At 44.2% G+C, this 16,291-nt stretch carries 20 protein-coding genes; 9 read left to right on the forward strand and 11 right to left on the reverse strand.

Translation table 11 applies throughout. The features are described 5' to 3' along the window. From LDL35_RS07725 to LDL35_RS07750, 6 genes are all read left to right on the forward strand, one after another. A partial coding sequence (locus LDL35_RS07725) for an ABC transporter permease (protein WP_304021245.1) occupies window positions 1-717 on the forward strand: 717 nt, incomplete at its 5' end. A gap of 5 nt (window positions 718-722) precedes the next feature. Beyond that, window positions 723-1,550: an ABC transporter permease gene (locus tag LDL35_RS07730; RefSeq protein ID WP_304021248.1), complete on the forward strand. Its 828-nt coding sequence runs from the start codon at window positions 723-725 to the stop codon at window positions 1,548-1,550. A gap of 50 nt (window positions 1,551-1,600) precedes the next feature. Continuing rightward, window positions 1,601-2,359, forward strand: a complete 759-nt coding sequence (locus LDL35_RS07735) for a class I SAM-dependent methyltransferase (protein WP_304021250.1) — start codon at window positions 1,601-1,603, stop codon at window positions 2,357-2,359. 14 nt (window positions 2,360-2,373) lie between these two features. Next, entirely contained in the window at window positions 2,374-3,105 is a 732-nt protein-coding gene (locus tag LDL35_RS07740) for a 4Fe-4S double cluster binding domain-containing protein (protein ID WP_304021252.1), read from the forward strand. A 35-nt stretch (window positions 3,106-3,140) separates the two neighbouring features. Continuing rightward, window positions 3,141-3,383: an AbrB/MazE/SpoVT family DNA-binding domain-containing protein gene (locus LDL35_RS07745; RefSeq protein ID WP_304021254.1), complete on the forward strand. Its 243-nt coding sequence runs from the start codon at window positions 3,141-3,143 to the stop codon at window positions 3,381-3,383. Further along, window positions 3,361-3,549 (forward strand): hypothetical protein, encoded by a 189-nt coding sequence (locus LDL35_RS07750; protein ID WP_304021256.1) that lies wholly within the window; start codon window positions 3,361-3,363, stop codon window positions 3,547-3,549. The genes LDL35_RS07745 and LDL35_RS07750 overlap by 23 nt, the downstream gene beginning before the upstream one ends. 213 nt (window positions 3,550-3,762) lie before the next feature. Here LDL35_RS07750 and LDL35_RS07755 read toward each other — a convergent pair whose 3' ends face one another. Genes LDL35_RS07755 through LDL35_RS07775 form a run of 5 tightly spaced genes read right to left on the reverse strand, consistent with a single transcriptional unit; the run spans window position 3,763 to window position 9,015 of the window. After that, a complete protein-coding gene (locus LDL35_RS07755; RefSeq protein ID WP_304021259.1) occupies window positions 3,763-4,641 on the reverse strand; it encodes an ABC transporter permease in 879 nt (292 codons plus the stop codon). Continuing rightward, a complete protein-coding gene (locus LDL35_RS07760) occupies window positions 4,634-5,575 on the reverse strand; it encodes an ABC transporter permease (RefSeq protein ID WP_304021261.1) in 942 nt (313 codons plus the stop codon). Before LDL35_RS07760 ends, LDL35_RS07755 begins: the two co-directional genes overlap by 8 nt. Before the next feature lie 32 nt (window positions 5,576-5,607). Then, window positions 5,608-7,143, reverse strand: a complete 1,536-nt coding sequence (locus LDL35_RS07765) for an ABC transporter substrate-binding protein (RefSeq protein WP_304021263.1) — start codon at window positions 7,141-7,143, stop codon at window positions 5,608-5,610. A 38-nt stretch (window positions 7,144-7,181) separates the two neighbouring features. Further along, window positions 7,182-8,111 (reverse strand): ABC transporter ATP-binding protein, encoded by a 930-nt coding sequence (locus tag LDL35_RS07770; protein WP_304021265.1) that lies wholly within the window; start codon window positions 8,109-8,111, stop codon window positions 7,182-7,184. Next, complete coding sequence (locus tag LDL35_RS07775; protein WP_304021267.1) at window positions 8,062-9,015, reverse strand: ABC transporter ATP-binding protein; 954 nt, start codon at window positions 9,013-9,015, stop codon at window positions 8,062-8,064. Before LDL35_RS07775 ends, LDL35_RS07770 begins: the two co-directional genes overlap by 50 nt. Before the next feature lie 115 nt (window positions 9,016-9,130). On the opposite strand from LDL35_RS07775, the gene LDL35_RS07780 reads away from it, so the two are divergent. From LDL35_RS07780 to LDL35_RS07790, 3 genes are read left to right on the forward strand one after another with little or no spacing between them, the layout of a single operon-like run. Further along, window positions 9,131-9,937 carry a class I SAM-dependent methyltransferase gene (locus LDL35_RS07780; protein WP_304021268.1) on the forward strand — a complete coding sequence of 269 codons (807 nt, stop codon included), beginning with the start codon at window positions 9,131-9,133 and terminating at the stop codon, window positions 9,935-9,937. Further along, complete coding sequence (locus LDL35_RS07785; RefSeq protein WP_304021280.1) at window positions 9,934-10,797, forward strand: class I SAM-dependent methyltransferase; 864 nt, start codon at window positions 9,934-9,936, stop codon at window positions 10,795-10,797. The genes LDL35_RS07780 and LDL35_RS07785 overlap by 4 nt, the downstream gene beginning before the upstream one ends. A gap of 19 nt (window positions 10,798-10,816) precedes the next feature. Continuing rightward, window positions 10,817-11,059 (forward strand): hypothetical protein, encoded by a 243-nt coding sequence (locus tag LDL35_RS07790; protein ID WP_304021283.1) that lies wholly within the window; start codon window positions 10,817-10,819, stop codon window positions 11,057-11,059. 212 nt (window positions 11,060-11,271) lie between these two features. Here LDL35_RS07790 and LDL35_RS07795 read toward each other — a convergent pair whose 3' ends face one another. From LDL35_RS07795 to LDL35_RS07820, 6 genes are all read right to left on the reverse strand, one after another. Next, window positions 11,272-12,015: a dipeptide/oligopeptide/nickel ABC transporter ATP-binding protein gene (locus LDL35_RS07795; protein WP_304021284.1), complete on the reverse strand. Its 744-nt coding sequence runs from the start codon at window positions 12,013-12,015 to the stop codon at window positions 11,272-11,274. After that, window positions 11,994-12,938 (reverse strand): ABC transporter ATP-binding protein, encoded by a 945-nt coding sequence (locus LDL35_RS07800; protein ID WP_011447281.1) that lies wholly within the window; start codon window positions 12,936-12,938, stop codon window positions 11,994-11,996. The genes LDL35_RS07795 and LDL35_RS07800 overlap by 22 nt, the downstream gene beginning before the upstream one ends. Further along, window positions 12,935-13,831: an ABC transporter permease gene (locus tag LDL35_RS07805; RefSeq protein ID WP_304021290.1), complete on the reverse strand. Its 897-nt coding sequence runs from the start codon at window positions 13,829-13,831 to the stop codon at window positions 12,935-12,937. The genes LDL35_RS07800 and LDL35_RS07805 overlap by 4 nt, the downstream gene beginning before the upstream one ends. Continuing rightward, the gene (locus LDL35_RS07810; RefSeq protein WP_011447283.1) at window positions 13,824-14,765 is read right to left on the reverse strand and encodes an ABC transporter permease; all 942 of its coding nucleotides are present in this window, start codon (window positions 14,763-14,765) and stop codon (window positions 13,824-13,826) included. The genes LDL35_RS07805 and LDL35_RS07810 overlap by 8 nt, the downstream gene beginning before the upstream one ends. Before the next feature lie 3 nt (window positions 14,766-14,768). Next, window positions 14,769-15,536, reverse strand: coding sequence for a class I SAM-dependent methyltransferase (locus tag LDL35_RS07815; RefSeq protein WP_304021293.1), 768 nt, complete (start codon window positions 15,534-15,536; stop codon window positions 14,769-14,771). A gap of 123 nt (window positions 15,537-15,659) precedes the next feature. Then, window positions 15,660-16,291: ABC transporter substrate-binding protein (locus tag LDL35_RS07820; protein ID WP_304021295.1), on the reverse strand; the 632-nt coding region annotated here is incomplete at its 5' end.

Consider the following 16,291-nt stretch of genomic DNA (forward strand, 5'->3'; position numbering starts at 1 on the left):
TATAAACGCCCCATAATTGACATTATTATTGAAAAGCTCCCTGCTACATTGTATCTGAGCTTTGTTGCATATGGAGTTGCGATTGTTCTTGCAATCCTTGCTGCGTTGATAGTCATCAGCCGGGAGGGAGGATTGATCGATCGAATTATTACAAACACCAGTTTTCTCCTGTATGCAGCACCGAGTTTTTTCATTGCCCTTATTCTTATACTGATCTTTTCAGTCTGGCTTGGATGGTTGCCTTCATCGAGAATGGTCTCAATTTCAGTGCCACCGGGTTTCTTTGCAGAATTAGCAGACCGAATCCGCCATATTATTCTCCCTGCTACAGCTCTTGGGATGAGTCATTTTGCCTTGTTTTATGGATATCTTCGTTCCAGTCTTTCTGAATCAATAAAACAGGATTATATCATCACTGCACGTGCTAAAGGGATAGACGAGCGTACGATTCTTATCAGACATGCATTTCGAAACTCCCTGCTTCCTTTTGTCACTCAGTTAGGTTTGGCAATTCCCTGGCTAATATCTGGAAGTGTTGTTATTGAGACAATTTTTGCATGGCCGGGAATTGGAAGACTGACATATGATGCAGCAATGAAGTCTGATTTTATGCTCCTTATAGGTCTGACACTCTTTACCAGTATTCTCGTGATTATCGGCAATCTTCTGGCGGATATTGCATACGCAATTATCGATCCACGTGTCAGATACGAGTGAAAATAATGAAAGTAAGAACGATACTCTGCATTCCAGGTATTAAAGTTCTCATACTCATCATATTGATCGCAGTTGCGGTTCCGTTTCTCCTTCCTCATGACCCAAACCGGGCTAACCTGGAAGAGGCTGAACAGCCACCTTCTCTTGATCACTGGTGTGGAACTGATAAACTTGGCCGGGATGTCTTTACCCGGACGATATATGGCACAAGAATATCACTTATTGTTGGTTTGACTGCAGCCGTTTTGGCCGTCTCAATGGGAGCCGGTATAGGAATTACCGCAGGATTTATCGGGGGAAGAGTTGATGGTCTCCTTATGAGAATTGTAGATACGATAAACTCTCCTCCTGAGGTTATCCTGCTTATTGTCCTTGCAACCATCTTTCCCCGGAGTATATTGACTATAATTCTCGTTATTTCCCTGACTCACTGGATGAGTACTTCACGATTGATTCGGGGAGAGACATTATCCATTAAAGAGCGACCCTTTGTTGAGGCTGCGATAGCACTTGGGGCAGATGACCGGTATATCATGAAAAGGCATATTCTTCCGAATCTGTATTCTATCCTGGTTATTTCAGTTACGCTTATGGCTGCTCATGCGATCATGATGGAGGCCATGCTGAGTTTTCTGGGGCTGGGGATTCCTGCACACATGGCCAGCTGGGGGAATATGCTCAACCAGGCACAAAGTGACGTCATGAGAGGAATATGGTGGACTTCTATATTCCCTGGGATAATGCTTGTTGCTACGGTATGGTCAATATACCGCTTAGGTGAAGGATTAAAAGAGTATCTGACACCACACAGGGATTTTTTATCCAGAATTTAATATTTTTTATGGTACAGAATCAAGAAGATTAAGATACACGTGAGTTTAATATGGAGATATCTCGAGAAAATCAGGATCCGGTCAAGAAAAATGTCCGGATATATTGGAACGAACGAAGCAAAACTTTTGACCAGGATGTTGGTCATGGTGCAGATCATCACGAATGCCAGTTATGGAAAAATCAGCTGAGAACAATCATAGGCGACGACAAAAAAGATGTCCTTGATGTTGGGACCGGAACGGGTATGATTGCTATCAACCTTGCTGAACTCGGTCATTCTGTCACGGGTATCGATTTGTGTGAAGAGATGCTTGATATTGCGAATAGGAAAGCAGAATCAAAAGACCTATCAATACGGTTTTTACTTGGTGATGCTGAAAACCCGGAGTTTCCTGATCGGATGTTTGACGTGGTAATTTGCCGTCATCTGCTTTGGACACTTCCTCATCCAGATGTGGCTATCCGAGAATGGTCAAGGATTTGCAGACCTGGCGGGGTGATTATCGCGATAGATGGACACCAGGAACCAAAAGACTACTTTCATCACTCAGATGAGAAGGATGAATCAGAGAAATCAGATCAGGAAAAACTTTGGGAACAGACTTATTCAAAGGAGATTACTATGCAACTTCCAAATGGGGATCAGCTTACAATTGAGTCGTTAAAGGAACTCTTCACAGCAAATGGCCTTGGAGATGTTCAGTCAAAGAACCTAAAGGATATTGCTGAGTATCACCAGCGCCTGCATTCTGCGAGTGACCATGAACGCCAGCACGAAGTAAATATCATCTGGGGCACAGTTCAGTAAATCACCACACATCCATGCTTTTCACTAAGCCCGTTTTTGATACTGCCAGAAGAATGGGTGCATATTACTGTGGTTTTGCAGATATATCAGCCCTTACCTCATCCATTCCAGACCTTGAAGGATACCGGGTCCATGATTATCCTGCAGCAGTCTCGGTTGGAATTGCGCTCTCGGATCAGATAATCAACTCCCTTCCAAATCGTGACGATGTATCTGTATATCAGGCATACTGCCGTCATTATGACGAGACAAACCACCACCTTGATTCCATTGCTACAGAGATATGTTCTATTATTGAGGATTTTGGATACAAGACTTATCACGTCCCAGCCTCATCACCACGAGGACCGGATGGACTGACTTCAGAGTTCTCCCATAAGATAGCCGCTCACCAGGCAGGCCATGGATGGATTGGAAAGAGTGCTCTTCTTATCACCCCGGAACATGGTCCACGGGTCAGATGGGTTACCGTTCTAATATCAGCCCCAATACACCAGGAGAAAGAGCCGATGGATGAGCAGTGCGGACGATGTAAGGCTTGCACACAGATCTGCCCGGTTCATGCGATATCAGGTATCCCCTTCGATGCAGAGGATCCAGGAGCGTTCAGGTTTGACAGAGAAGCCTGCAACAGAGGGTTTTCAGATAGGAAAAAGATGGGACTTTTGGCAATCTGTGGCCTCTGTGTATATGTCTGTCCATATGGAAAGAGATCTACTAATAATGAGGCATACACAAGCAAGTAAGGAATATATCATAACACTGCCAATAAACACATATTATGGATGTTGTTACTCTCTCATCTAATAGAAAGATAACTCTTCCTTCAAAAATATGTGAAGCGTTCTCTTTGTCTGATGGGGATTCTCTATTAATTGTTAAGGAGAAGGATGGCATACACCTAAAACCCCTCATAAATATCTCACATCTCTGGGGAGTAGATTCTATGGTAGATACGAAAAGAGCGCTAAAAGAATTTAGAGACGAATGGGATAAAGATCTTGAAGAAAAAAGTTCTCTTTGAAACTCATGCATTTCTTGCATTTTTCAACCGTGAAGAGGGGTCTGAAATAATCAAAACATTAATGGATGAGATTCAGAATGATGATAATGAGGGGTATGTTGCGACTATTACCCAGACCGAACTTGTATGTCTCTATAAAAGAAATATAAATGATTCTATCGCCTGACTACGAGTTACACAGATTCAACATTCTAAACTTATTATTCTCCCCCTGAATGATGAAATCGCAATTAATGCAGGTTTTTTGTAACTTCATGGGATTTCTGTTGCTGATACCATAATTGCTGGATCGGCACTTGCAATTGATGCCCCTGTTGTCTCTAACGGTCCCCACTTTTTGAATATGGGGGTTCCCGTGATCGTGTACCAGTCCTGACCCTCATATCTTAACCGAATCGCTCATCGGATCCATCAGATCCCGTATCTCTGACCCGATAAGATTTGTTGCCAGCACAAACGCCATGATCAGAGCACCTGCTGAGAGGGCTATTAAGGGTGCTTTATAGAGGAGCGGAAGCCCCTGGTTCAGTATATTCCCCCATTCAGGGGTTGGTACCTGAATACCAAGACCTAAAAACCCAAGTCCGGCAATCATGATGATCTTACTCCCAAGCCCTAGCGTTGCGATCTCCATAACCGGAGCAAGGACGTTTGGTAAGATGTGTCTGAAGAGAATATACCTGTTTTTTGCGCCAAGAGCCCGTGCACTCTCAACAAATCCTCTGTTTTTGATTGACATGGTTGAGGAGCGTACAACCCGTGCATATTTGGCCCAGCCGGGAAGTGCCAATGCCAGGATAATTGAGGGAACTCCCGGCCCCATAATCCCTACGAGAGCCAACGTCACCACCATACTCGGGAATGCAAGCATAATGTCGGTGATCCTCATCAGTAATCCATCTACTCTTCGGTAATATCCCGCACATAAGCCGACCAGTAATCCGATGATAACTACCAGTATGGTAGAGACGACAGCGATTATAAGCGAAGGCTGAGAACCATAGATCGCCCGGCTTAGCACACATCTCCCGAACTGGTCGGTTCCAAGTGGGTATTCGGTCGATGGAGGTAGAAACCGGTTCTCAAGCGATTGCTCGTAGGGATCATGCGGAGCGATATATGGAGCGAATACTGCCATCAGACACATAAGGATAAGAATTATCAGTCCGAAAACCAATAGCGGTCGTTTTTTCAGAACCCTCATCCCTAAGGCACAAAACCCCTGATCTGATATCGGGATATACACCGTACTACTCATGAGTATCCCTCATCCTCGGGTCAAGCAGGTAGTATGAGATATCGATACAGAGATTGATTATGATGAAAATAATAGCAAAAACCATGATACACGCCTGCATCACCATGATGTCCCGGGAAGCAGCTGCATCAACAAATAGACGTCCCATTCCGGGCAATGCAAAGAGTGATTCGATGATCATCGCTCCCCCAAACAGCCATCCGTACTGCGTTCCCATGTAGGTCAGGACCGGGACAATGGCGTTTTTCAATGCATGACGCCTGATTATTGTGCCCCGGTCCAGACCCTTCGAGATCGCCGTCCTGATATACTCCTGTTCCAGCACCTCAGCCATACTCGTCCTCATAAGTCGCATGGTAACAGCAAAGAGACTGATAGAGAGGGCAAAGGCAGGCAGGATAAGGTATTCAGGCCCTTTGTAACCGGCTACCGGCAGGATCTTCAATGTTATCGAGAAGATGAGAATGCCAAGGATACCAAGAAAGAAATCAGGAATAGACAGGCCAATGATGGAAATTCCTCGTGAGAGATGATCCAGTTTACCATTCGGATGTATCCCTGCAAGAATACCGATTGGGATTGCGATGATAATCGAAAAAAGCATTGCAATAGATGAAAGCAGAAATGTCACTGGAAATGCCCGTAGTATCTCTTCAACAGTGCTCTTTCGCGTCTGATACGAGTACCCAAGATCCCCATGAAGCACTCTGGAAAGCCAAGAGTAGTACTGGATGTACCAGGGCTTATCAAGGTCCATTTCCATCCGCATCTGCTCGATCGCCTCTTTCGGAGGGGATTCGGTGTTCATCATCGCCCGTAAGTTAATCTCTGCCGGATCACCTGGCGTTACCATCATGAGCAGAAAAGCGATAAATGTAATACTTATCAACACGGGAATGGTCTGGAAAAGTCTGAGGAGGATGAACCGTTTCATTGGATCCACAAGTTACATGTCGTTTAAAAAAGTTATGAGAGAGATACCTCTTCTAAGTGGTATGAAAGTTCGGTCGGGTGCATCCGGTACCCTTTCACTCTATCAGAGTAGATATCCTGGTTCACATAATAGTTCAGGTACGAGACCGGTGCTTCATCCACGACAATCTCCTGTACCCGGTCATAGAGTGACTTTCGTGCAGACGGATCAATGATACCCCGTGCCTTCTCAATCAGCTCATCAACTTCTGGATTACTCCACCGGTATGCACACCACCCATCACCAGATGTTCCGGAAGAATGGTAATCAGTCATCATAACCTCGTCAGGATCCGGTGTAAACAAGAGGCCTCTTCCCAGGAGATAGATGTCAAAATCTCCTTTGTTTCGACGAGCATTAGATGAATCAACATCCACTACTACTATTTCGACTTCAATTCCTACCTTTTTCAGCTGGTCCTGAATGACTTCAGCCATCGGTGGAAGTTCTGCTCGTTCCGGATAGGTTAAGAGGGTGATTGAGAACTTTTCCCCGTTTTTGTCTAGGATACCATCATTGTTACTATCAGTCCAGCCTGCCTGTGTCAAAAGTGATTTTGCCTGGTCTGGGTTGTATGGGAATGGCTGAAGGTCCTTGTTTGCCCAGAAAAACTCCGGTGGGAATGTACTGGCTGCAGGAGATCCGACTCCTTCCATAACATACGTGACCAGTGCCTGCCTATCAATGGCATAGTTTATCGCCTGTCGTACCAGTTTATCGGTGAATGGTCCTTCTTCACAGTTGTAGGCCATGATTCTCACCCGGTGGATCGGCTGGTCCTTCACTGTAAATCCTGCCATACTCTGGAATTTTTCTGTAACCTCCGGGGGATTGATAAGACTGATATCAATCTCACCGCTCTGGAGCATCATGGATCTGGTCACCGCATCAGGAATTGAGGTATATACTACTCCATCCACCGATGGAACCTTTCCCCAATAATTTGGATTTTTAACCGTCCGAATCTCTTCTTTTGGTGTAAATGATTCAAAAATGAAAGGTCCGGTACCGATTGGCCGGGTTATATCTCCCTGGTCGATACAGTCAGGTGACAGGGCGCCGCTCTCTCCCTTGGCCATAAATGCAGGAAGTCCTGAAAACGGGGTTGAAAGTACAATCTCAAGGATATTATCACTGGGTGCTTTTATCTCTTTTATTGGAACATTAGCGAACGTTTTGGATTTCACTAAGGAGTCTTCAAGCGATTTCTTCATCGCAGCTGCGGTAAATGGAGTTTTGTCATGGAATACCACCCCGTCCCGGAGGGTAAATGTCCAGGTGAGTTGATCTCCGGATACCTGCCAGTTGGTTGCAAGTCCGGGAATAAGTGCTGCATCCTGGTCAACATCAACTAATGTATCAATTATCCCTAAACGCTGGTATGAGTACCCGTCTATATGCGGGTCTGTTGTCTTCGGACTCCATGGCCCGCCTACGTTCAGAATGTTCGAACTCGCTGCGGTAAAGGATGTGAGACTAATCAGAAGAAGTAGTCCCAGCAAAATAAATTTTAATTTTCCTTTGTCCATCTTATTTAATTATGTTAATATGTGTTACATAATTGTATCTAATCATACTTAAATGGATGATGACATCGTATTTTTCTTCCTGAACAATCTGTTACAGACGGAATTGTTTGGCATTTTTCTGTTTTATTCGGACATTGTAGGACAAATGGGCAGGATTCATGAGATGGTATTGACTGATCGGGTCTTTGATGTTTGTGTCCGCGAACGATAGACTGTGAATAGGGGTGCATAGGGGATTTGAGTATGCCACTTCCTTCCTCTATAATATGTCCATTATACATTACTCCGACTCGGTCTGCAATATGGTCTGCAAGTTTTAAATCATGGGTGATGAAAAGGAGAGAGATGGTACTTCTCTTCTGAAGTGAAAGGAGGAGCTGGATTATTGCCGCCTGCACAGAAACGTCAAGCATCGAGGTAGGTTCATCACAGAGGATAAAGTCCGGCTTTAATGCAAGGGCACGTGCAATGGCTGCCCGCTGAAGTTCACCGCCTGAGAGTTGATGTGGATACCGCTCTGCATAATCTGGGTTCAAACCGGTTTCGGCAAGAAGCTCTAAGAGAACATTCTTTAATCCCCCATTCTCCTGAGCCTGACCATGTATTAAAAAAGGCTCCATTATTGACCGTGATAATCTCCACCGTGGATTAAATGCATCCTCAGGGTGCTGTGGTATTATCTGCATCTTTCGTCGGATTGGTATGAGTTCTGGACCTTGAAGATCAGTAATATCCTCGTTATGATAGAAAATTCTGCCACTTGTGGGTGAGATTAGTTTGAGCAGAATTTTTCCCAGAGTGGTCTTTCCACTCCCGCTCTCTCCAACAAGAGCATAGGTCTCTCCGGTTTTAATCTCAATATCTACATCCTGCACTGCGAAAGTCTTCTGGTGACTGAAAAACCCGGATTGGTAGGTTTTACCAAGCCCTGTTCCGGTTATGATACTGGATACACCTGACATTGTCATACCCAACAGGGAAAAGGGGGATTTCTTCTGAGCAGACCCTACTACAGAGAGAGCATCGTGACTTGAATCTGCATCCCGCCTGTTTTTCATGCATTGACGGAGAAGTACCGGGAATCGGTGATAATCCCCGCTGGGGAAGTGAGTTTACCAGTCCTACTGAATAGGGGTGAAGTGGAGTAGTAAAAAACCTTTCAACACTGGTGAGCTCCACTATCTGCCCGCAGTACATCACCGCTATCCGGTCAGCAACCTCTGAAGCAAAATCAAGATCATGGGTGATGATAATCTGGGTGATGCCCCTCTCTTTCTGTGTGTTAAACATCTCAATGACATCTTTTTTGTTAATCGCATCAATCCCTTTTGTTGGTTCGTCAGCTATTAACACCGATGGAATGGTCGAGGTACCCATGGCAAGCATCGCCCGCTGGAGCATTCCACCACTATATGCAACGGGGTACTCCTCGGCCCACTTCTCCGGAGGTAAGATACTGTACTGACGAAGAAGTCTAATCGCCTGTTTCTTTGCTTCTGACCATGAACTATCTGTATGGAGAACTATCGGTTCAGAAACCTGTTTCCAGATCTTCATCGAGGGATTAAACCCAAGTTTTGGATTTTGCGGGATCCAAGCAATTTTCCCTCCCCTGATCTTTTCCATCATCCCTTCACTGAGTGTGAGGATGTCCTGGGTCTGAAAAATAATTGAACCTGAAATGGCAGCAGTATCAGGCAGTAGTCTTAGTATAGCAAGACCAAGGACGGACTTTCCACTCCCGCTCTCCCCAATGATAGCAAGGGTCTCACCATGTATCACGGAGAGTGAGAGATTATCAACTGCAGTGAGCAGATATCCCTCGCCTTTGAATGATACAGTAAGATCCGAGATCTCAATAATGTTATTCATCTTCATATTCTAATTAGTGCTACAAAATAAATAAAAGTATTATTAAATTTACTGCAGTGAATATTTAATAATCAAATGTAGGGCGAGAGACGAGCCCTTGTACATGAGGTATAGTATGACAGTATCAATAAACTGGGAAGAGATATGGGAGAGAAATATTCAGGATATTGCCTCCAGGACAACGGTGGATTACTGGGAATCCAGGGCTGAGGATTACTCGGATATGGTCCTGAACAGTGCGTTTCATCATGGAGAACAGATACGGCAGTTCTGCTTTTCAGAGGGCCTTGCAGATTCGGAATCTCAGGTCATAGATATCGGATCTGGTCCTGGTGCTCTGACGATTCCCTTTGCACGAAATGTTCAGTCGGTAACTGCAATAGAGCCTGCAGCACAGATGATTCAGAAACTGGAAGAGAATGCAAAAGGGGAGAATCTGAAGAATATTTATCCGCTTCAGAAGACATGGCAGGAAGTTAATACGAGGCAATTTGAAAAATCCTTTGATCTTGTCCTCTGTTGCCACTCGCTCTGGCATTTTCCTGATATTATGGTCCAGTTAAAGCGTATGGATATGGTCTCCCGTGGATACTGCTGTATTGCAGGGGGATTTGGAACTAGTGAGGACTCTACCTATCTTTATAAAACGCTTGGAATCAGGGAGATGGAGTTTGACCAGTTTCACTGCCTCTTTAATCTGCTTAATTCGAAAGGGATGAGACCGAATGTAACGGTCCTACCCTATGAGACTCATCGATCAGAGCGATCTGCAATCTCTTCGATGGAGCAGGTGGTGCAGAAGTATCGCCCGCTTACGAGCAAGGATACGGAGATCATTCGTGATTATGTAAAAAGTCGATTAAAAGACGGAATTGTCTCAAGTAACGGGTTGATGGGCCTATTATGGTGGAGGGTAGCATGATGGACGGGAAGATTGACTGGGAGGAGATCTGGGAGAAGATCTATGATGATCGGATGACCATCATGAAACGCGACTATGCGGTTGACGACTGGACAACCCGGTCACAGGATTACTCCGAGTCAAGGCGGTCCAATAATTATGAGTATGGAAATAAAGTTCTTGAAGTGCTCAGGAAACGACATCTCGTGTCATCTGACTCCCAGGTGATTGAAGTAGGTTCAGGACCTGGAACATTCGTAATTCCGTTCGCCCCTCACGTTGGGCATTATACTGCTGTTGAACCTGCAAAAGGGATGATAGAACGGATCCGTGAGAATGCGAATGAATCAGGGATAACCAATTATACAATTATCCCAAAGATGTGGCAGGAAGTTGATGTCTCTGCCAGCCGGGAGAAATTTGACCTTTTACTCTCTTCTACGGTCATCTGGATGTTTCGTGATATTATGGAACAGGTTAAGAGAATGGAAGAGGTCTGTAGAGGAACTTGTTGTATTGCAGCAGGGTTCGGATCAGTCAGTGGACCTGAGCTGGATCTCTGGGAGAGTATTATGGGTGACATTCCATACCCCCAGTATCCGGAATACCCGTACATCTATAATATCCTGTACCAGAATGGCAGAGTCCCTAATGTTGAAGTGATATCTTCTTCAAGTATTAGAACTGCTGAACGGCTTCGGACGATGTACAAGGTTTTTTATTCGCTGTATACCGATTATACTCCGGAAGTCGAGGAGAAGATAACCCGGTATCTGGAGGATCACAGCCAGGACCTTCCGATAGGAAAACGGGTTGTCAGGGAGTATCAGACTGCAGTGGTCTGGTGGAATCCAAAACAGAGACCGGCGGGGAGTAACTGAAAAAAAGAGTTGTATCTTCATGAAAGAATCGATCGTATCATACTGGAACTCCGGAGCATTTCGGTATAACTCCGGTGTTGAACGTTTTTTAAAATCAGAGAAAGGAACCGCCGGCTGGAAATCTCTCTTCTCTGAATACCTTGGGAGAGCCCCGTTAAAGATTCTCGATGTTGGCACTGGTCCTGGATCTATCTCCATACCGCTTGCGAGTATGGGACACATGGTTACTGCTGTTGATTTACCTCAAATACTGAAAGAATGAGGTCTTTGGTTACATGATGCTGAAAACTATAAGTTGATGAGAAAAAACGGTAAAAATTTTTTAATCAGATAGTAACCCAATACAATTTCATGGCAAAAAAGCGATATTGATATTCATTAGTCAAGATGAGATTAGGTACTTCTGCAACCCCTGGTATGCATTCCTTTTATTGGTTTCCCAAAAACCACATCATTCAGATTGAGAATACCCATTTAATGATCCTTTTCCATTGTGTCCATCACCAATAACGGCTGCATCCATTCTGAAAAGTTATTTTTATTCATTATTTCACACTTTCCCTCTGACATCACACCGATCCGATCACACATCACCTGCATGACCTCCGGATCATGGGAGATGAAAATACATGCCGTAGAGTTTTTCTTCTGCATCTCTTTCATGAGATTCAAAATTTGTGACTGAACTGACATGTCCAGCATGGATGTTGGTTCATCTGCAATAAGAAGGTGGGGAGAGAGTGAATAAATTCTGACCATCATCGCTCGTTGGAGTTCACCACCGGAGAGTTGTCCGGGATATTTATCCAGGATACCCGGATGAAGACCGACTGCATGGATTAATGGGAGAAGGGAGTGTAATACATATTCGGATTCGCCCTTTTCATGATACACCAGTGGTTCAGTCACACTATAGATCAAGCGTCGGCGAGGATCAAATGATACCTCCGGGTGCTGGAATACCATCTGCATTTTTGCCTGCAGACAAGATCGCTCCTTTCGGTCCAGTCTGAAAATGTCCTTCCCTTCAAAGAGTACTGAGCCTTTTGTCAATTTTTCAAGGCCCAATATACACCGTCCCAAAGTTGACTTTCCACATCCGCTTGGACCGAACAGACCGATAGTTTCTCCGGCATTCAGAGTGAATGACACATCACGGAAGATATCTCCATGGCCGAAGGTTTTCGAGAGATTTGTTACCTGGAGAACCGATGACATCTCACACTCCTTCTCCCATTTACAGGGATAATTGCCGGATGGATTGTTTTTCCTTGTTCACACTGATACGGACACCTGCTGTAAAAGTAGCACCCCGAAGGAAGATCGATAAGACCTGGACACATACCTGGCATTGCTTTCATTCCGTTCCGGGGCAGAGCGGCGATAAGTCCCTCTGTATAGGGATGATGGGGGTCAGAAAAGATCTCATCAACCGGGCCTGATTCTATTATCTCCCCGGAATACAGGACATGAATAGTATCTCCAATCATTCGAGCTAGATCAAGATCATGAGTAATAAGCAGATGTGTATCTTTCCTGATATGTTTCAGGTGCAGAAACATCTTCATCGAGGTTTTTCTGGAAGAATAATCCAGTCCTTTGGTTGGTTCGTCTGATACGAGAAGTTTGGGTTCGGAGGCCAGGGCAATCCCTGTTGTCACTCTCTGACGCATTCCGCCGGATAATTCATGAGGAAATGAAGCAGCAGTCAGTTTCGGATCTGAAAATTGAAGATTAGAAAGGATATTCTCTACTTCTGTACTCTGCTTTAAGTTCGAAATCCCACGTATTTCAAGTGATTCTGATATTTGTTTCCCACATCTCATAAGGGGGTCTAATGATCCTGACGGGTTTTGTGGTACCAGGGAGATATCTCTTCCGCGGAACCTGGAAAATTCTTTTTCTGACATTGAGAGAATTTCTCTCCCATTGTAGTTGATTTTGCCGGATATAATCGCAGCCTCAGGGAGCAGATGAAGAACTGCCAGCCCGATAACAGATTTTCCTGAACCAGTCTCACCAATGAGAACTGATATCTCTCCTTTCTGCATCCGAAAACTCACCTGTTGAGAGGCTCTGATTGCTCCTGCTCTTGTAGGAAAGGTCACGTTAAGATCCATTACTTCAAGAACGGTATTCACAAAGATCCCTCATTGTCTGTCTTTGGATCGGTGATATCACGAATTCCTTCGCCCGTGATATTAAAGAGAAGAGTAACGCACGTAATTGCAAGTCCGGGAACTATTACATTCAGAGGAGCAATACGCATATATGGCAGCCCAGAATTAATCATTGAGCCCCACTCCGGAATAGCCGGGGGAATCCCGACACCAAGGAATGAGAGGGTTGCAATGGTGAGAATTGCATGACCGATATCAATCGTTGCAAGTACGATAACGGGCATGATACAATTTGGAAGGATATGCTTTGTCATAGTCCACCATCCGGGAAGGGCTGCAGCTTTGGCTGATAATACATATTCCTGATTTTTTTCTGCGAGGACCTGGCCACGCGTTAGTCTGGCAAACGATGCCCACTGAACGATGGACAGCATAATTATCATGTTTAAGACTCCGCTTCCCAGAAGCATCATCAGAGCCAGAGCGAGGATTACGGATGGAAATGCTAAAAATACGTCAATTATTCGGCCGATGACATTATCAATCCACCCACTTTGGTATCCGGAGAAACTACCAATAGTAACTCCAATAATAAATGAGATCACAATTGTAGCGAGTGCTATCTCAAGTGAGGTTTGTAACCCACAGATGACACGTGAGAAGAGATCTCTTCCCAGGTAATCAGTACCGAGAATGTGATCTGCAGTAGGGCCTTGATTTTTTCCCTCCAGATCTGTAATATTCGGGTTTTGGGGGGCAATATCCGGAGCAAAAAACCCTATTATAAGGATGATGACAATTAATACGCATGCTACCTGCAGATCACGTCTCATCTTAAACCTATAGAGCCAGTCTGACTTTTGAATGGATATGGAGATTTTTCTGACCTGTGTGGATAATGTACATTCACTCATAGGTTATCCTCGGGTCAATCACGTGGTATAGAATGTCTATGACGAAATTCACGATGAGAAACATGAACACAATCACCATGATTGTGCTTTCAATCACCACGAGATCACGGGCTGAAATTGCTTTCATTAATAGGGCTCCGATCCCTGGCCATGTAAATATTGTTTCGATGATGACAGAACCGGCAAGGAGTGAACCAAATGACATGCCAATCACGGTAAGAACTGGTAAAAACGCGTTTTTAAAAGCATGAGAGAAGAGAATTTTCTTTCTTGAAAGGCCTTTAGCTTTTGAAAATATTATAAACGGTTTTTCCATAGTATCCAGCATACTTGTCCTCATAATACGAGCAATTGACGCCATCGAATGAAGTCCGAGTGCTATTAATGGTAAAATTATGTATTTTGGCTCACCATATCCGGCAACAGGTGTGAGATTAAGCCAGAGGGAAAAAATGAGGATAAGCATAACAGCGACCCAGAATGAAGGCATGGAAATTGAAAAGATAGTAATGAACCGTATGAGATGATCTGCTGTTTTATTCTGATGAAGAGCAGAGGCAATTCCAAGAGCTATACCGGTGATTATTGCAAAGGTCATGGCAAAGGAGGTAAGGAGAATCGTCGGCGGAAGATACAGTTCAAGGAGTTTCCCGACTGATTTATTATAAATTATGGAATTTCCCAGGTTTCCAGATAATATACCCCGTATCCATTCAGAGTACTGTTCTATCAAAGGTTTATTCAGATCATATCGTGCAGAGACTTCTGCGATCAGTTCTGGTGGTGCTGATTCCTCAAGACCAAGAAACAGATGTTTTGCCAATACTTCAGCAGGTTCTCCTGGAATAGCATTGACAACACAAAAGGTGAAGACCGACGCGATAAATAAGGTCAGGATCAGGTATCCGGTTCTCATCACAATGTACTGGTGCATCTCTCACGCTCGTTTTGTGCCGGAAATGAGATAGTACGTCCCCATCGGTTTAATTTTCTGATACCACATAAGCCGGTGATGCTGGTTTTTCCTGATATGCATGAGATTTTCTGTTATTATATCTTCAAATCCGGCATTTTTGAAATAAATGACCGCTTTTGCTTCAGAGATACCACCGATGTGAGGAAGGTTTTGTTGTAATTGTGGAGAATAATCAAGGTTCTCTGCAGTATCAGGATATAAAATCCTTCCCAGATATTCACTACATCTCCGGCAGATTAGCGATTTCAATCTTTTATCATTCCATAATCCATCGATGATTATTACTCTTCCTCCGGGTTTTATAATTCGTTTCCATGACTTGAGGGCCGTTTCAGGATTTGGTAACGTCCAAAGCAGATGACGGTTTATGACCACATCAAAGTGGTTATCTGGGAAAGGAGGATTTTCGGCATCACCATGGAGAAATGTCATCGACAGTGCTCTCTCTTTTGTTTTTTTCCGACCTTCATCCATCATCTTCTCAGATAAATCAAGGCCGGTCACCTGATGCCCCATCTCTGCAAATATAAGTCCGATTGCACCTGTTCCACATCCCACATCAAGAACAGACAGCGGTTTGTTTCCTTCTGGCAGTACCTTTGCAAAAGCATGTATCCAGAGTTTCTTCTCATCATCCGTATGAATGCCATGTGATACAAAGGTATCATACCGGGAGGCACTCTCATTCCATCTTTCTGAAATTTCGGTTTTTATCTGTTCTTCATCCATAATTTCTCTCACATAAAAAAACCAATGTTCTTCCAGCTTTTTCACACAATGCATTATCAAATGAATAATGAGTCTCTGTAGAACATGGCCAGATTACCTGAAATGCCACCAAAAAAGTGATGATTATGAGATTGACATCCCTGGGTCAATCCGGTAATCATGAGCCGTTGGATCGAAAGTATATCCGGTCACATTGTCTTTCATGACAATGGCAACGCCATAATATGCAACATTGATAGTTGGCAGATCATCATATACAATGGCCTCAATCTTACGGAAATGATCATACCGTTCGGTTTCATTCACGATACGGTGTCCATCGATGATCATGTGATCTACAACTGGATTACTGTATTTTGCCTTGTTACTTACTCCATCGGTTGAATACCAGCCTTTAAGCACGTACTCCGGGTCTGGGACCATGGCAAGGTTGGTTGCTGACAGATACAGATCCCAGTCATCTCCCATTGCTTTGGAAAGAACAGCGTTCTCCATGGCTACCTGCTCAACTTTTATCCCAATATTTTCCAGATTTGCAGAAATTGCTTCCTGCATCGGCGGAAGTCCAGGACGTTCGGTATAGGTGAAGAATTTCAATGTGAGCGGTTCACCCTTTTTGTCAACATATCCATCATTATTCGTATCAGTCCAGCCTGATTCGGCTAGATATTGTTTTGCCAGGGATACATTGTACTCATATGGCTGAAGAGTTGTATTCTTCCATTTCATGCTTGGAATAAATACGCCACCGGCAG

This window comes from Methanospirillum hungatei (assembly GCF_020216685.1).
GTDB classification, from domain to species: domain Archaea; phylum Halobacteriota; class Methanomicrobia; order Methanomicrobiales; family Methanospirillaceae; genus Methanospirillum; species Methanospirillum hungatei_B.

Coding starts and splice junctions, on each gene's coding strand:
- LDL35_RS07730 (WP_304021248.1), top strand. CDS start 723: ATGAAAGTAAGAACGATACTCTGCATTCCAGGTATTAAAGTTCTCATA.
- LDL35_RS07735 (WP_304021250.1), top strand. CDS start 1,601: ATGGAGATATCTCGAGAAAATCAGGATCCGGTCAAGAAAAATGTCCGG.
- LDL35_RS07740 (WP_304021252.1), top strand. CDS start 2,374: ATGCTTTTCACTAAGCCCGTTTTTGATACTGCCAGAAGAATGGGTGCA.
- LDL35_RS07745 (WP_304021254.1), top strand. CDS start 3,141: ATGGATGTTGTTACTCTCTCATCTAATAGAAAGATAACTCTTCCTTCA.
- LDL35_RS07755 (WP_304021259.1), bottom strand. CDS start 4,641: ATGAGTAGTACGGTGTATATCCCGATATCAGATCAGGGGTTTTGTGCC.
- LDL35_RS07760 (WP_304021261.1), bottom strand. CDS start 5,575: ATGAAACGGTTCATCCTCCTCAGACTTTTCCAGACCATTCCCGTGTTG.
- LDL35_RS07765 (WP_304021263.1), bottom strand. CDS start 7,143: ATGGACAAAGGAAAATTAAAATTTATTTTGCTGGGACTACTTCTTCTG.
- LDL35_RS07770 (WP_304021265.1), bottom strand. CDS start 8,111: ATGACAATGTCAGGTGTATCCAGTATCATAACCGGAACAGGGCTTGGT.
- LDL35_RS07775 (WP_304021267.1), bottom strand. CDS start 9,015: ATGAATAACATTATTGAGATCTCGGATCTTACTGTATCATTCAAAGGC.
- LDL35_RS07780 (WP_304021268.1), top strand. CDS start 9,131: ATGACAGTATCAATAAACTGGGAAGAGATATGGGAGAGAAATATTCAG.
- LDL35_RS07785 (WP_304021280.1), top strand. CDS start 9,934: ATGATGGACGGGAAGATTGACTGGGAGGAGATCTGGGAGAAGATCTAT.
- LDL35_RS07790 (WP_304021283.1), top strand. CDS start 10,817: ATGAAAGAATCGATCGTATCATACTGGAACTCCGGAGCATTTCGGTAT.
- LDL35_RS07795 (WP_304021284.1), bottom strand. CDS start 12,015: ATGTCATCGGTTCTCCAGGTAACAAATCTCTCGAAAACCTTCGGCCAT.
- LDL35_RS07805 (WP_304021290.1), bottom strand. CDS start 13,831: ATGAGTGAATGTACATTATCCACACAGGTCAGAAAAATCTCCATATCC.
- LDL35_RS07810 (WP_011447283.1), bottom strand. CDS start 14,765: ATGCACCAGTACATTGTGATGAGAACCGGATACCTGATCCTGACCTTA.
- LDL35_RS07815 (WP_304021293.1), bottom strand. CDS start 15,536: ATGGATGAAGAACAGATAAAAACCGAAATTTCAGAAAGATGGAATGAG.